The sequence below is a fragment of the Rhodanobacter sp. sgz306013 genome, assembly GCF_057031145.1.
The window spans coordinates 1-15,267 of sequence record NZ_JBXCIJ010000006.1; the positions used below are offsets into that span (position 1 = coordinate 1).

General features: G+C 70.8%; 14 protein-coding genes. 11 read left to right on the forward strand and 3 right to left on the reverse strand.

Features of this window, described 5'->3' with window-relative positions; genetic code table 11:
• The 11 genes from AC2EWF_RS17525 to AC2EWF_RS17575 form a co-directional block, all read left to right on the forward strand.
• The coding region (locus tag AC2EWF_RS17525) for a non-ribosomal peptide synthetase (protein WP_483640683.1) at window positions 1–1,015 on the forward strand (1,015 nt) is incomplete at its 5' end.
• Between the two features lie 125 nt (window positions 1,016–1,140).
• Entirely contained in the window at window positions 1,141–1,491 is a 351-nt protein-coding gene (locus AC2EWF_RS17530; RefSeq protein ID WP_483640684.1) for a hypothetical protein, read from the forward strand.
• Window positions 1,488–2,618: a glycosyltransferase family 2 protein gene (locus tag AC2EWF_RS17535; RefSeq protein ID WP_483640685.1), complete on the forward strand. Its 1,131-nt coding sequence runs from the start codon at window positions 1,488–1,490 to the stop codon at window positions 2,616–2,618. The genes AC2EWF_RS17530 and AC2EWF_RS17535 overlap by 4 nt, the downstream gene beginning before the upstream one ends.
• Window positions 2,619–2,694: 76 nt before the next feature.
• Entirely contained in the window at window positions 2,695–4,128 is a 1,434-nt protein-coding gene (locus tag AC2EWF_RS17540) for an O-antigen ligase family protein (RefSeq protein WP_483640686.1), read from the forward strand.
• Window positions 4,129–4,152: 24 nt separating this feature from the next.
• Window positions 4,153–5,703: an oligosaccharide flippase family protein gene (locus tag AC2EWF_RS17545; protein WP_483640687.1), complete on the forward strand. Its 1,551-nt coding sequence runs from the start codon at window positions 4,153–4,155 to the stop codon at window positions 5,701–5,703.
• Window positions 5,700–7,058 (forward strand): phenylacetate--CoA ligase family protein, encoded by a 1,359-nt coding sequence (locus tag AC2EWF_RS17550; protein ID WP_483640688.1) that lies wholly within the window; start codon window positions 5,700–5,702, stop codon window positions 7,056–7,058. Before AC2EWF_RS17545 ends, AC2EWF_RS17550 begins: the two co-directional genes overlap by 4 nt.
• An 8-nt stretch (window positions 7,059–7,066) precedes the next feature.
• Window positions 7,067–8,182: a glycosyltransferase gene (locus AC2EWF_RS17555; protein WP_483640689.1), complete on the forward strand. Its 1,116-nt coding sequence runs from the start codon at window positions 7,067–7,069 to the stop codon at window positions 8,180–8,182.
• On the forward strand, window positions 8,179–9,351 hold the full coding sequence (locus AC2EWF_RS17560; RefSeq protein ID WP_483640690.1) for a glycosyltransferase: 1,173 nt from the start codon (window positions 8,179–8,181) through the stop codon (window positions 9,349–9,351). Before AC2EWF_RS17555 ends, AC2EWF_RS17560 begins: the two co-directional genes overlap by 4 nt.
• Complete coding sequence (locus AC2EWF_RS17565; protein ID WP_483640691.1) at window positions 9,348–9,989, forward strand: polysaccharide deacetylase family protein; 642 nt, start codon at window positions 9,348–9,350, stop codon at window positions 9,987–9,989. Before AC2EWF_RS17560 ends, AC2EWF_RS17565 begins: the two co-directional genes overlap by 4 nt.
• Complete coding sequence (locus AC2EWF_RS17570; protein WP_483640692.1) at window positions 9,986–11,155, forward strand: glycosyltransferase family 4 protein; 1,170 nt, start codon at window positions 9,986–9,988, stop codon at window positions 11,153–11,155. The genes AC2EWF_RS17565 and AC2EWF_RS17570 overlap by 4 nt, the downstream gene beginning before the upstream one ends.
• Complete coding sequence (locus AC2EWF_RS17575) at window positions 11,152–12,342, forward strand: hypothetical protein (RefSeq protein WP_483640693.1); 1,191 nt, start codon at window positions 11,152–11,154, stop codon at window positions 12,340–12,342. Before AC2EWF_RS17570 ends, AC2EWF_RS17575 begins: the two co-directional genes overlap by 4 nt.
• Window positions 12,343–12,347: 5 nt before the next feature.
• On the opposite strand, the gene AC2EWF_RS17580 is transcribed toward AC2EWF_RS17575, so the two are convergent.
• Genes AC2EWF_RS17580 through AC2EWF_RS17590 form a run of 3 tightly spaced genes read right to left on the reverse strand, consistent with a single transcriptional unit; the run spans window position 12,348 to window position 15,258 of the window.
• Complete coding sequence (locus tag AC2EWF_RS17580) at window positions 12,348–13,181, reverse strand: alpha/beta hydrolase family protein (RefSeq protein ID WP_483640694.1); 834 nt, start codon at window positions 13,179–13,181, stop codon at window positions 12,348–12,350.
• A complete protein-coding gene (locus AC2EWF_RS17585; protein ID WP_483640695.1) occupies window positions 13,178–13,903 on the reverse strand; it encodes a serine aminopeptidase domain-containing protein in 726 nt (241 codons plus the stop codon). The genes AC2EWF_RS17580 and AC2EWF_RS17585 overlap by 4 nt, the downstream gene beginning before the upstream one ends.
• A 44-nt stretch (window positions 13,904–13,947) precedes the next feature.
• Window positions 13,948–15,258, reverse strand: a complete 1,311-nt coding sequence (locus AC2EWF_RS17590; protein WP_483640696.1) for an outer membrane beta-barrel protein — start codon at window positions 15,256–15,258, stop codon at window positions 13,948–13,950.
• Window positions 15,259–15,267 lie beyond the last annotated feature (9 nt).

Genomic DNA, 15,267 nt, shown 5'->3' on the forward strand with positions numbered 1-15,267 from the left:
CGCGCTGTGCGGCGGCGAGGCGCTGGCGCCGGATCTGGCCGCCGCGCTGCTCGATCGCTGCGCCGAGCTGTGGAACATGTACGGACCCACCGAGACCACGGTGTGGTCGACCTGCGCGAAGGTCGAAAAGGACCAGCCGATCACCATCGGCACGCCGATCGCGAACACCACGGTGTGGGTGCTGGACGAGCGGCGCCAGCCCTGTCCGCCCGGCGTGCCGGGCGAGCTGTGGATCGGCGGCGCGGGCGTGGCGCTCGGCTACCTGCACCGGCCGGAACTCACCGCCGAGCGCTTCGTCGCCGATCCGTTCTCCAGCGAGCCGGCCGCCCGCCTCTACCGCACCGGCGACCGCGGCCGCTGGCGGCCCGACGGCACCCTCGAGCACCTCGGCCGCGTCGACTTCCAGATCAAGCTCCGCGGCTTCCGCATCGAACCCGGCGAGATCGAATCGATCGCCCGCGAGGACTCCGCCGTGGCGGATGCGGCGGTGGTGCTGTGCGAGTTTTCCGGCCATGACCAGCGCCTGGTGCTCTACGTGGTCGCCGCCGAGGCGGAAAGCAGCCTGCTGCCGCGCCTGCGCGGCGCGCTGGAAGCGCAACTGCCCGGCTACATGCGGCCACAGCACATCGTGCGGCTGGAAGCGTTGCCGCGGACGCCGAACGGCAAGCTGGACCGCAAGGCGCTGCCGCCGCCGGTGGCGACGGCCGGGAGCGAGCCCGCGGCGCCAGGCGCGGACGGCGATCCGCGCCGCCGCTATCTGGGTGCCGTGTGGTGCGAGTTGATCGGCGTGAGCGCGTTGGCGCCGCAGGACAACTTCTTCGATGTCGGCGGCCACTCGCTGCTGGCGGTGGAGCTGGCCGCACGCGTGCAGCGCGAGACCGGCGTGCGGCTGAACCTGCTGGATATCGCCAGCAGCACCCTCGCCGCGCTGGCCGGGCAGTTGCCCGAGCCGGCCGCGGCCGGACAGCACGCCCCGTTCGGCCGCCGACTGCGGCGGCTGCTGGGCCTGCGCTGATGCGGAATGCGCCGGCATGCCAACACCCATCCACCAATCGCCATTCCGAGGTGCCATGACCATAATGACGACACCGTTTCGACCGATGGCTGTTGGACAGGGGATTGTTCGAAACAGGGGACAGCATGAACGACCGTCTTGATGGCCGATATGCGGAACCGATGACCGGCTCCGCTTTTCCGCTGAGCGAGATCCGCAAGGAGAAATGGCTGGCCTGCCAGTACGGCGACGGAGGCGTGCTGGAGCAGGCTGCCACCCGGCGGCGACGCCACGGCGGGTGGGCGCAGGCACTGGCCTATCCGCGCCACACCCATTCCGCCGCGACCCGGCGTGGCCTCTGGCAGGTTGGGACTGCTGGCCGATGGACTGTTCGCGAAAGCGAAGGACGACCCGCGATCGTCGCTGCTGCGGCTGCATCGTTGGCCGGGGCTGGGCGCGCGGCTCGTCTTCGCCGAAGCATGGGGGAACGGCCTTGATTGGCTTTGCCAGTGAAGTCTTTGCGATATCGGCGCTCGGCCTCGCGCACGTCTTCGCCGGCTATCCGCTGTGGGTCGCGGCGTTGGCACGCTGGCGGCCGCGCCCCGTGCAACGACGCGCATGGACGCCGCGTGTCACCGCCGTGCTCGCCGTGCACGACGGTGCTGCGCACGTGCAGGCCAAGCTGGCCAACCTGCTCGCGCTGGACTACCCACCCGGCCAGCTCGACGTCGTGGTGGCCTGCGATGGCTGCCGCGACGACACGGCCGCGCGCGCCCGCGCGCTCGGCGATGCACGCATCCGCGTGCTGGAGTTCGCCGAACGGCGCGGCAAGGCCGCCTGCCTCAACGACGCGGTGGCGCAGGCGCACGGCGAAGTGCTGCTGATGACCGACGTGCGCCAGCGGTTGGAGCCGGACGCGCTGCGCCAGCTGGTAGTGAACCTTGGCGATGCGCACGTGGGCGCGGTCGGCGGGCAGTTGCGCCTGTTCGACGCGCACACTGGCTTCGCCCGCGGCATTGATGCGTACTGGCGCTACGAGACGCTGATCCGCGCCAGCGAAAGCCGCTCCGGCTCGGTGATCGGGGTCAGCGGTGCGCTGTACGCGATGCGCCGCTCGCTATTCCGCCCGCTGCCTTCGGGCACCGTGCTGGACGACGTGCTGGTGCCGATGCAGGTGGCCGCGGCCGGACTGCGCGTGGTGTACGAGCCGGCAGCGATAGCCTGGGACGGCAGCTCGCAGCAGCCGCGCGAGGAGCAGCGCCGCAAGATCCGCACGCTGGCCGGCAACTACCAGCTGGTGCAGCTGGCGCCCTGGCTGCTGCTGCCGTGGCGCAACCCGTTGTGGTTCCGCTTTGTCAGCCACAAGCTGCTGCGCCTGCTGGCGCCGTGGCTGCTGCTGGCGCTGGCACTCTCGGCGACACTGCTGGCGACGCAGCACGCGCTGTTCGCGGCGACCGCGCTGGGTCTGCTCGCCGCACTCGCCGCAGTGGTGGCGGGGCGCCTGTTGCCTGCGCTGGGCGGGCGCCAACCCGTGCGGCTGCTGACCGCGTTCTGCTATCTCAACCTGTTCGCCGCGCAGGCGCTGCTGGCGTTCGCCCGCAACCGGAGGCTGCACCTGTGGTGATCAAGTGGCGCGTCAGCAACGTCACCTCGGCGGCATGCCAGGATGCGCCTGCGGGCGCCTGCGGGGAGTGGCGCGCATGTTCCTGCTGATCCTCGTCTATCTCGCTTTCGCGATCGTCCGTCCGCAGGACTTCCTGCCCGGCATGGCGGGCCTGCCGGTGATGTCGCTGACCCTGCTGCTGGCCTTCGTCGGCTGGCTGCTGCGCGGCGCACGCACGCCCGGTGCGCCGCAGTTCCTGCTGTTGCCGCTGTTCGTGCTGATCGCGATGGCCTCGATGGTGGTCAACGGCTGGTCCGGCGGCATGGAATACGTGATCGAGCAGATGGGGCCCTCGCTGATCGTGTTCTTCGTACTGGCGAGCGCCATCGACGATCCGCGCCGCACCGCCACCACTTTCGCGGTGATCGGGTTGTGCGCGATGGTGCTGGCTCTGCACAGCCTGCAGCAGGCCAGCCACGGCGTGGGCTGGACCGGCATGACCCTGGGCGAGGACGGGCGCATCCGCTACGTGGGCATCTTCAACGACCCCAACGACCTCGGCCTGCTGTTCGTGATGGCGCTGCCGATGCTGTTCTGCGTCGCCGCGCGTGCCGGCTTCCTCGGCCGCTGGTTCTGGCGCGCCGGCATCGTGCTGCTGCTGGCCGGCATTTATCTCACCAAGTCGCGTGGCACCCAGCTGGCGGTGCTGATGATGGGCGCGGTCTGGCTATGGCAGAAGCGCGGGCTGCTCACTGCCGGTTCGCTGAGCTTCGCCGGCCTGGTCGGGCTGATGCTGCTGCCCTCCACGCGCATGAACGACCTCGACCCGGACGAGGAGTCCGCCTTCGGCCGCGTGGATGCCTGGTACGAGGGCTTCGACATGTTCAAGACGCATCCGCTGTTCGGCGTGGGCTTCGGCAATTTCACCGACTACAATACGCTGACCGCGCACAACTCCCTCGTGCTGGTGCTGGCCGAGACCGGCCTCCTGGGCTTCGTGACCTGGCTGGCCTTCGTCGGCTACGGCTTCTGGATGATGTGGCGTCTGCTGCGCCTGCAGGCCGGGCTGACGCAGGCAGTGCAGGCCACCGTGCGCGCGGTGACGCCAGCGCGCCAGCCAGCACGGCTGGCGCTGGCGCGGGCGGTGCCCGCCGGCATCGGCATGGAGCGGCGCTCGCCCGCGGCCCCGCGCGGTACGGCCGTCACGGCAATTAGGGGGGGAGCCGCGGCGGACCGCGCGGACACCGCTGCGGAAGCGCGCCGGGACCGCGCCGAACAGGCGCTGTCGCTGACCCTGTTCTGCGCGTTGTGCGGCTTCTTCACCGCCGCGTTCTTCCTCAGCCGCAGCTACAACATCATGCTCTACACGTTGGCCGCCATCGTGGTGGGCCACTACACCAGCCTGCGTCAGCGCCACGACACGCTGCCGCGTTTCACCCTCTCAGCCAGCGGCTGGCGCTGGCTGCCGATCTCGTTGATGGTCATCGCGGCGCTCTATGTGCTGGTGGCCGTGCTGCTGCGAATGCCATGACTCCGCGCCCATGACCCCAAGCACATGACCCCACGCTCCCTCACCTTGCGCAACACGCTGTTCTCCTCGCTGGGGATCTACGTCGAGTATTTCCTCGGCATGGTCTGCGCGGTGCTGATCGCGCGCCACCTGGGGCCGCGCCACTACGGCATCTACGGCCTGTTCATCTGGTTCGCGGCGATCGGCATCGTGGTGACCAATTCGGGCATCACCACCGGCGTGATCAAGTTCGTGGCGGAGCTGCGCGGCAGCCGGCAGCCCGAGCTGATCCGGCCCATGCTGGCCTACATGCGCAAGGTGCAGCGCTGGCACCTGCTGGTGGTGCTCGGCCTCGGCCTGGGCGCGTACCTGCTGCTTGGGCGGCGTTACGCCGCCGAGCTGGACCTGCTGGAATTCGCGCTGCTGGCGGCCGCGGTGGGCATGCGCGCTCCCTACATGTTCAACGTGGCGATCGCGAAGGGCTTCGAGGCCTTCGACGCCACCGCCCGCATCACCCTGGTGGCGGCGCCGACCAATCTGGCGCTGGTGGTGGTCGCGATGCTCCTGCACGGCGACATCCTGTGGTTCGTGGTGATGTACGCGATCTCCAGCGCGGTGTTCCTGCTCGCCTCGCAGTACCAGGTGCATCGCCTGCTGGCGCCGCTGCCGCGCCTGGGCGATCTGCCGGGCGAACTGCTGCGGCGCATCCGCCGGCACCTGCGCATCGTCTCGCTGACCATCATCGTGAGCTTCCTGATCGCCAGTGACGTGGAAATCCTGTTCCTCAACCTGTTCGCCAGCGCCACCGCGGCGGGGTACTTCAAGGTGGCCTTCCAGCTGGCCAGCGGCATCATGCTGCTGGTGCCCGGGGTGTTCAGCGCGGTGCTGCTGCCCATGATGGCAAAGGCGCTGAGCGAAGGGCGCGCCGTGGGCGGCCGCCGCTTCGTGACGGTGACCTCGTACCTGGCCATGCTGAGCGCGCCGATGGTGGCGTTCGGCGCCTGCTTCGCGAGCGCGGTGATCGGGCTGCTGTACGGCACCGCCTATGCCGCCGCCGCGCCGGTGTTCGCGCTGTGCATGCTGGCTAGCGCGCTGAACACCTCGGCGCAGGGCGCGACCAGCCTGCTGGTGAGCGCCGACCGTCAGCACGTGATCCTCACGCTCACCCTGCTGTTCGGCGCGTTCAAGATCGGCGTGGACGTGACCCTGGTCCGGCATTTCGGGCTGCACGGCGCGATGGCGGCGATCGTGATCGCCGCGGTGGTCAGCTCCTCGGCCTACGTGGTGCTGGGCATGCGCGTCGGCGGAATGCCGCTGGAGTGGCGCCGGCTGGGGCGCATCGTGCTGGCCGCCACGCTGGCCGGCGCCACCGCCTCGCTGATGCTGCCGCTGCGCCTGCCGCCGCTGTTCACGCTGCTGCTGGGCGGACCGCTGCTGGTCGCGGCGTACCTGCCGCTGACACTGTGGCTGCGCTGCTGGACGGGCGCGGACATCGAGCAGCTGAAGAGCCTGCACCAGCGCTTCGCGGCGGGCCGGCCGCTGCTGCTGGGACGCCTGCTGGCCTGGTCCGGCGCGCGTGCGGGGCAGCAGTCGTGAGCCTCTACGAACAGGTGTTCCGCCGGGTGCTCTACCCGGCCTACGAATCGGGCCTGCGCCGGCGCCGCACGCTGGACTTCCTCGCCAGCTACGAGCACGACCAGTGGCTGGCGCCCGGACAACTGCGTGCCCTGCAGCTGGAGCGCCTGCAACGCCTGCTGCGACACTGCGAACAGAACGTGCCCTGGTATCGCCGCCGCTGGCGCGAGCTCGGCATCGCGGCGGCGGACATCCGCAGCCTGGACGACTACGCGCGCCTGCCGGTGCTCGGGAAGGATGAGATCCGCGCGCACTTCGACGAATTCAAGGCCGACGGCTGGCACGACCAGCTCCTGTACAAGGCCACCGGCGGCTCCACCGGCCAGCCGATGCGCTTCGGCTACACCCGCGAGAGCAACGAGCGGCGCACTGCGGTGATGTGGCGCGGCTATGGCTGGGCCGGCGCACGCATGGGCCGGCGCACGCTGTACGTGTGGGGCGGCGCGGTGGGCGAGCCGCAGCGCCTGCACCAGTTCAAGGAGCGGCTGTACCACGCGGCGTTCGCCCGGCGCATGCTCAACAGCTTCCACATGACCGACGCCAACCTCGGCGATTACGTCGACGCCATCGATGCCTACCGGCCCGAGGTGATCGTGGGCTATGTCGGCCCGCTGGTGCGACTGGCGCAGTGGCTGCTCGACCGGCGCCGCACGCTGGCGCGGCCGCCGGCCGCCGTGCTCGGCGCCGCCGAGGCGCTGCACGACTTCCAGCGCGAACTGATCGAGCGTGCGTTCGGTTGCCCGGCCTACAACACCTACGGCTGCCGCGAGGTGATGCTGATCGCTTCCGAATGCGAGCACCGGCACGGCCTGCACGTCAACGCCGACCATCTGGTGGTGGAGCTGCACGGCACCACGGCTGCGGGCGGGAGCGGCGAAGTGCTGCTCACCGACCTGTCCAACTACGGCATGCCGCTGCTTCGCTACGCCAACGGCGACCTGGCCACCGCCGGCTCCGCGACCTGCCCGTGCGGACGCGGCCTGCCGCTGCTGGCGCAGGTGGACGGCCGCAAGCTGGATGCGATCCGCACGACCGCCGGCCATCTGCTGCCCGGCGAGTTCTTCCCCCACATGCTCAAGGACGTGCCGGGCCTGCGCCGCTTCCAGCTGGTGCAGCGCCGGCTCGACCGGCTGGAGCTCGCGCTGGTCTGCGATGAACGCTTCGACGACGATGCGATGGCCTGGATACGCCGCGAACTGGCGAAGGTGGTCGGCGACAGCGTCGCGCTCGAGTGCCGCATCGTCGACGACCTTCCCCTGACGCCCAGCGGCAAGCTGCGCGTCACCGTCTCCGCCCTGCCACCTTCCTCCTCCTGAATGCACCGATGAACATCACCCACATCGTGGAAAACCTCAACCGCGGAGGGCTGGAACGCGTCGTGCTCGACCTGGTCAAGCTGCAGCAGCAGCAAGGCCACCATTGCCAGGTGGTATGCCTGTTCGAACGCGGCACGCTGGCGCACGAGCTGGATGCCGCCGGCATCCCGGTGCACGCCTGCGACAAGCGCAGGGGCTTCGACCTCAAGGCGCTGTCGCGCGTGCGCCGGCTGATCCGCGCCCACCGCACCGACGTGCTGCACAGCCACAATGCCGTGGCGCATTACCTCGCGGTGCTGGCCAGCCTCGGCCTGGGCGTGGGCAAGCTCATCAACACCCGCCACGGCATGGGCGGCATGCAACGCTGGAACCGGGCGGAAATACTCTATCGCGCCAGCCTGGCGCGCACCGACGCGGTGGCGATGGTCTGCGAGGCAGCGTGCAATGGCGCGATCGAGCAAGGGCTGGTGCCGCGCCGCAAGTTACGCGTGGTGCCGAACGGCCTGCGCGTGCAGGAATTCGCGACCGCCTCGCCGGCCGCGCGCGAGCGCTTGCGCCAGGCGCTCGGACTGTCGCCGCAGACACGCCTGGTCGGTACGGTGGGACGGCTCAACTGGGCCAAGGACCAGGTCGGCCTGATCCGCGCCTTCCGCCGCGTGCACGGGCAGCAGCCGGACAGCGCGCTGCTGCTGGTCGGCGACGGCCTCCTGCGGCCGGAACTGGAAGCCTGCGCACGCGACGAGGGCCTGGCCGGGGCGGTGTATTTCCTCGGCGACCGCAGCGACGTGCGCGAGCTGCTGCAGGGGCTGGACGTGTTCGTGCTGTCCTCGGTGAGCGAGGGCTACTCGATGGCGCTGCTGGAAGCCTCGGCCACCGCGCTGCCGATCGTGGCCACCGACGTGGGCGGCAACCGCGAGATCGTGCAGCACGGCGTCACCGGCCGCATCGTGCCGGCGCGTGACGCCGACGCGCTGGCGCAGGCGATCCTCGACCTGCTGCGGGATCCGCAGCGCGCCGCGAGCTGCGGTGCGGCCGCCCGCGCGATGATGGAGACGCGCGGCTCGCTCGAGGCGATGGCTGCGCGCTACGCCGCGCTGTACGAGTCGCGGGGGCAGGCTGCATGAAGCTGCTGGTGCTGACCAACTTGTTCCCGACGCCCTGGGACCCGTTGCGTGGCGCGTTCAACCGCCAGCAGTTCGAACGCCTGGGCCGGCGCCATGAGCTGCACGTGGTCACCGCGGTGGATTTCCGCGAGCGCCTGCGCGGGCGGCGCGGCAGCGTCGAGGTGCCGGGCCTGCACACCGACCATTTCGTGTTTGTCTATCCGCCGCGCTTCGGCCGCGCGCTGCATGCGGGCTGCTGGCTGCTGTCACTGCTGCTGCAGCGCGGCCGGCGCCTGCGCACGGCAGGTTACGACGGCATCCTCGCGAGCTGGGCCTATCCCGATGCGGTGGCCGCCGGCTGGCTTGCGCGCCTGCTCGGCATTCCGTACGTGGTGAAAGTGCACGGCAGCGACCTCAACGTGCAGGCCACGCACGCACTGCGCCGGCCGCAGATCGCCGCCAGCCTGCGCGGTGCCGCCGCGGTGGTGGCGGTGAGCCGCGCGCTGGCCGACAAGGCGGTGGCGCTGGGCGCCGACCCCTCGCGCGTGCACGCGGTCTACAACGGTGTCGACGCTGCACGCTTTGCTCCGGGCGACCGGACCGCGGCACGCGCGCGACTCGGCTTGGCCGGCACGGCCGGCCCGCTGCTGCTCTATGTCGGCAACCTGAAGGCGAGCAAGGGCTGCCTCGACCTGCTGGAGGCTCATGCGGCGCTGGCCATGGCGCAACCGCAGGCGCGCCTGGTCTACGTGGGCGAAGGCGCCTGCCGCGGCACGCTGCTCGCTCGCGCGCGCGCGCTGGGCATCGAGGCGCGCGTGCAGCTGGCCGGCGCGATGCCGCACGAGGCGCTGCCTGACTGGTTCCGCGCCGCCGACCTGCTGTGCCTGCCCAGCCACAACGAAGGCGTGCCCAACGTGGTGCTGGAGGCGATGGCCTGCGGCACGCCGGTGGTGGCGACGCGGGTGGGCGGCATTCCCGAGGTGGTGCCCGCGCATGCCGGCCTGCTGGTGCCGCCGGGCGACCCCGTCGCGCTCGCCGACGCGCTGGCGGTAGCGGCGGCACGGTCCTGGGACCACGCCGCCATCGCGAAGCACGCGCACGGCTTCGGCTGGGACAGCAACATCGACCGGCTGGATGCGGTGCTGCAGCAGGCGATGCGCGGCGAAGCCGCGGCGGCGGTGCTGCGGTGAGGATCCGGCCGACGCGACAGCAAGTACTCGGCCTGCTGCCCGAGCGCCTGGTGCTGGTGCGCGGCCCGCGCGAACCGGGTGCGCTGTATCTCAGCTTCGACGACGGCCCCCACCCGGAGCACACGCCCCGGCTGCTGGATCTTCTGGCCCGGCACGGTGTGCGGGCGAGTTTCTTCGTGATCGGCCAGCGTGTCGAGCGGCATCCCGCGCTGGTCGAGCGCATCGTGGCGGAGGGCCATACCCTGGGCAATCATTCGTACAGCCACCCGCTGTTCCATCGACTCGGCCTGCGCGAGCAACTGGCCGAGGTGGAGCGCACCGATCGCCTGCTGGCGGGCTTCGACCGTTCCGGGCCGCCCCGCTTCCGGCCGCCGCGCGGCGTGGTATCGCTGCCGCTGCTGCTGGCCTTTGCGCGGCGCGGTCGCAACCTGGCCTACTGGTCCTACGACAGCCTGGACTACCAGCCGCAGCCGCCCGACGAGCTGGCCGCGCGGCTGCTGCGGCGACCGCCGGCCGACGGCGACGTACTGCTGATGCACGACGACAGCGACTGCGCGGCGCGCATCCTCGCACGCATGCTGCCCGCGTGGCATGCCGGGGGCCGCAAGCTGCACGCACTGCCGGCAACGGCCGCATGAGGATCCTCTATCACCACCGCACCCGCGGGCGCGATGTCGAAGGCGTGCACATCCGCGGCGTGGTCGGTGCGCTGCGCGCACTCGGCCACGAAGTCAACGTGCTGTCCTTCCCCGGCGCCGACCCGGAGCAGGAACCCGCCGCCGGCGCCGCGCGGACAAAGCCGCCCGGCGGGCTCGGCGGCATCGTCTCGCGCATGCCGGGCGTGCTGTTCGAGGCGCTGGAGCTGGGCTACAACCTGGTCACCCTCGCGCGCATGCGGCGCGCGTTCGCGCGGCTCCGGCCGCAGCTCGTCTACGAGCGCTATTCCCTGTTCCTGTTCGCCACCGTGTGGCTGGCGCGGCGGCGTGGCATCCCGGTGATCCTGGAGATCAACGACTCGGCACTGGTCGAGCGGGTGCGCCCGTTGTGGCTGAAATCCCTGGCGCGACGCATCGAAGGCTGGTGCCTGCGCAGCGCGACCGGGCTGGTGTTCATTTCCAGCTACTTCAGGCAGCAGGCCGAGGCCGCCTACGGCGACATCGCCCCGTCGGTGGTCTCGCCCAATGCGGCCGACCTCGCCCGCTTCGATCCGGCGCGGCACGACCGCGAACGCCTGCGTGCCGAACGCGGCGTGGCGGGACGGGTGGTGTGCGGCTACGTCGGTGCGTTCGTGCATTGGCATGGCGTCAACGGGTTCGTCGAGGCGGTCGCCGCACGGCTGGACGAGGCCCCGGAACTGGTGCTGCTGCTGGTCGGCGACGGTCGCGATCTGCCCGAGGTGCGCGCGCGGGTGCAGGCGCGCGGCCTGGCCGACCGCATCCTGCTGCCCGGCCGCGTGCCGCACGCCGAGATACCTTCCTGGATCGCCTGCATGGACTACGCGGTACTGCCCGACTCCAACCATTACGGCTCGCCGGTGAAGCTGTTCGAATTCATGGCGATGGGCGTGGCGATGGTCGCACCCGACTATGCGCCGGTGGCCGAAGTGGTCGGTGACGGCCTTACCGGCTGGCTGTTCCCGCAGCGCCAGCTGCAGGCCTGCGTGCAACGCGTGCTGGAGCTGGCCGCGCAACCCGGGGAGCGCCAACGGGTCGGCGCCGCCGCGCGCGAATACATCGTGCGCGAGCGCCAATGGCGCAACAACGCCGAGCAGCTGCTCGGCCTGCTGCCGGAGGCGAAGCCTTGATCGCCACGCTCGCCGTTCTTGTCGCGCTGATGCTGCTCGCCGCGGTGGCGGTGGCGGTGGCGCTGGCGATCCGCTCGCGCAACATGCAGATCTGGCTGGGCAGCCACCTGCGCCGGCGCCCGCCGCCGCGCCCGGCCAGCGGCCCGGTGCACGTGATGTTTGCCTTCGTCGACCATTTCGAACCGAACTGGGGCCGCGTCGACCTCGCCACCCAGCGCGCCCGCGTCGACCGCTGGTGCCGCGACTACCGCGCGCTGGCCGATCGCCACCGCGACGCCGACGGTCGGCCGCCGCAACACAGCTTCTTCTATCCCGAGGAGGAATACGTCGAGGAACACCTGGACAAGCTGGCCACACTCTGCGCCGACGGCTACGGCGAGATCGAGATCCACCTGCACCACGACAACGACACCCCGGAAAATTTCACCGCCACGATAGCCCGCTTCAACCGGCTGCTGCACGAACGCCACGGCGCGCTGCCGCGGGACCCGGGGACCGGCCAGCTGCGCTTCGGTTTCATCCACGGCAACTGGTGCCTCGACAACTCGCGCGCCGACGGCCGCTGGTGCGGTCTCAACAACGAGCTGATCCTGCTGCGCGAGCTGGGCTGCTACGCCGACTTCACCCTGCCGTCCGCGCCCAGCGAGACGCAGACGCGGACCGTCAACAGCATCTACTACGCCACCGACGATCCGCTGCGCCCGAAGTCGCACGACACCGGCGTGCCGGTGCGCGTGGGCGGCACGCCCGTCGGCGACCTGATGATAGTGCAGGGACCGCTGGGACTGAATTGGCGCGAGCGGCGCTTTGGCCTGGTACCGCGCATCGAGAACGCCGACGTGCGTCGCGGCTGCCCGCCGACGCCGGCGCGGGTGGACCACTGGGTGCGTACCGGCATCCACGTGGAGGGCCGGCCCGAATGGATCTTCGTCAAGGTGCATACCCACGGCACCCAGGAGCGCGACATGGACACCTTGCTGGGCGACGCGGCCGACCGCATGCACACCCACCTGGAACGGGCGTACAACGACGGCACCAACCACGTGCTGCACTATGTCACCGCGCGCGAGATGTACAACATCATCAAGGCCGCCGAGGCCGGCAAGAGCGGCAATCCGCACGACTGGCGCGACTACGAGTTGCCGCCACCGCCGCATCGCATGCGCGGCGGACCGGCGACCGCCTGAGCAGCTCAGTCCGCCGGCGTCGCTTTCGGCGTCGGTGGAAACTGTTGCAGCAACCAGCCCTCGACGTGGCCGAACAGGCGCTCGCGGTCGCAGAGCAACGTGTAGGTATGGTCGGTGCCGTCGAGCAGGTCCATGCGCAGCGCCGGATGGTCGGCCACGTCGCGCCCGTAGCATTCGCGGAACTGGCGCGGATGGTTGAGCTGCTCGCCGATGCCGCCGCTGTAGACGAAGCAGAGCCGCAGCCCGCGCGCCAGCATGTCGGCGAGCTCGCTGCGAACCCTGGCCCGGGGCGGGTAGACGCTGCCGAAGGAGACCTCCTCCTCCGGTACCATCGCCTCGCGCAGCTTGCGCGCGAGGAAGCCGTGCCAGCGCGCCGGGCTGAACAACCGCGGCAGGTAGTGACGCAGCTTGAAGCCCGCGGTGCGATAGATATAGCCGTCCAGGAAGACCGCGCCGGCCACGCCCGCTTCGCTGCAGGCGATATGGGCACTCTGCGCGCCGCGGCACAGGCCGACCAGCACGAAGCGCGTGCAGCCGGCGTGGCCCGCGAGCAGCGCGGCGGCATCGCGCACGTCCGCGCGGACCTGCTCCTCGCGCGAACCCGCTTCCGCGCTGGCGCCACTGTCGCCCATGGTGGACAGGTCGAAGCGCAGGGTGGGATAGCCGAGCGCGTTGAGCCGGCGGGTCATGTCCACGTGCAGGCGAAACGGACCGACGCGATGCATCAGGCCGGTATTGAGCACGATCACGCCGACGGTACCGCGCGCGGCGGCCGGCAGGCCGGCGATGCCGACCAGGTGCCGGGCGCGGCCGAAGCGGAAGGCACGCTCCGCCGTCATGCGGCCGACTCCAGCTCCGCACCCACCATGCGCAACAGGTCGGGGGCGAGGATCGCGTGCTCCAGCCGGTGCAGGTCGCCCCAGTCCGTGCTCGCCGGCAACGCCAGCACGCGTGCGCCGGCCTCGGCCAGCGGCGACCAGCCGTCGGCCGCCTGCCCGGGGCGCGAATCGAGGATCAGGGTGGGCACCCGTGCCGGTTCGGCGCGCCAACCGGACAGCTGCGCGCGCCAGCGGGCGCTGACCGGGAAGCCCAGCCACTGCCCGGCCACTTCGTCCACGGCGCGCGGCCGGGCGTAATGCTGCGGATCGTTGCGCAGCGCTTCATGCCAGGCGTCGAGCTCGGCCACGTGACGGGCGCCGTCCAGCACCGGGTCCCACAGGAGCAGCCGCGCAAAACCCGCCGTCGCTGCCGCCGCCAGCGCCAGGGCGCCGCCCAGCTGTGCCCCGAAACCCGCCACCGTGGTGCAACCGCTACGCACGCGCAGCTCGGCCGCGGCGCTGCGGATGTCGTCCAGGCAGTGCTGCCAGTCCAGCGCGAGGCTGTCGCCGGCCGAGTCGCCGGTGCCGCGGTAGTCGAAACGCATCACGCCGATGCCGCGCGCAGCCAGCCCCGCGGCCAGCTGGCGATAGACGCGATGGGTGCGCAGCAGCATCTGGCCCAGCGGCGGGCACAGCAGCACGCCCACCCGCGCATGGCCGGCCACGCCGTGGTACATCCCCATCAGCGCTCCGTCGCGTCCGAACTGGCAGGGCTCCGATGCCGGTGTCATCGCTGGTAGACGACTCCGAAATAGACTTCCTTTGCGCGGTAGCCGCTGTCCGGCGCGGTGCTGGTGCGGCGGCGATCGAGCAACGACACGCGCCAGCTCCAGTGGCTGTTGACCTGCTGGCGCAGCGCGACGCCAATGTTGGTCGTGGTGTCGCGGCGCTCCAGCGTGGTGTAGTTTTCCCGCTCGTAGTTCACGTAGCCCGAAAGCGTCAGCCGCGCGTTGAGGCGGTAGTCCACGCCGACGTCGCCGCCGCGGCCGGTCTGGTCCAACTGGGTGCCTTCCACGTAGTGCAGCCGGCGGTACCACGGCGACAGGCTGAAGGTGAAGCGCTCGCCGCTGTAGTCGTAGTGGGCGGCCACGCGCCGTTCGAGGTAGATCCCGCTGCCGATCACCGCGCCGCCGGTCTGGATGCTCAGCGGAGGAGTGACGCGCGCGCCGGTCTCCACCGGTTCGGCCAGGTTGATCAGGTCCTGCGCGGCATCCGAATAGCTGCGCGTGAAGGAAACCCCGAACGTGTCGCGGGCGCTCGCGTGCCAGCTGACGTTGGCGCGCACCAGCGGGTCGGAGGCCGATCCCAGGCCGCCGGCCAGGCGGATCTGCGACCAGCCCGCGGCCACGTCGAGGTCCAGGTGCGCGAGCCTGCGCACGAAGCGCACGAACGCCTCGTCGCGGCGATAGTCGATCTGGCCGCTGTTGTCGAAATTGACCTTCTGCGTTTCCAGGTTGAGCGAGAGCTGGCTGGTCGGCGAGATGTCACGCATCAGCCGCAGCGCCGCATCGCCGCGCGAGGAATTGAACTCGGTGGTGCGCGAGGCCCGGCTGTTGATGTAGCGCAGCTCCGCCTGGCCGCGCATGGCGGTGCCCAGGTCGAAATGCAGCGTCGGTCCCACCGTGAGCACGTTGGTCTGCTGCTGGTTGCCCGGCGCGTCGCTTGACAGCGTGGAAACCGGCTGCACGCTGGCGTAGTCCTGCGCCACGAAATCCAGCCGTTCCGGCAGCACGGTCCAGTTCGCCATGCCGGCGAGTTCGCCGAGCTTCTGATCCGCGTAGGGGCCGCCCATGTAGTCGCGGTATTCGGCCGCGCCGGTCACCCGGGCCTGCAGCGTGGCGCCCTGCTGCGCGTAGTCGAAGCCCAAGCCCGGGATCAGCACCCACTGGCTCACCGGCGCGGTGGCGCTGAGGTTGATGTTGTCGCTGTGTTCGACGCCGCCGTAGAACGAATAGTCGAACTGGCCGGCGAGCGCCGGGGTGGCGATGAGCGCCAGCGCCAGCGAGGTGGCGTGGGCAAGCCGGGTGGATGAGGACATGGATGCCTC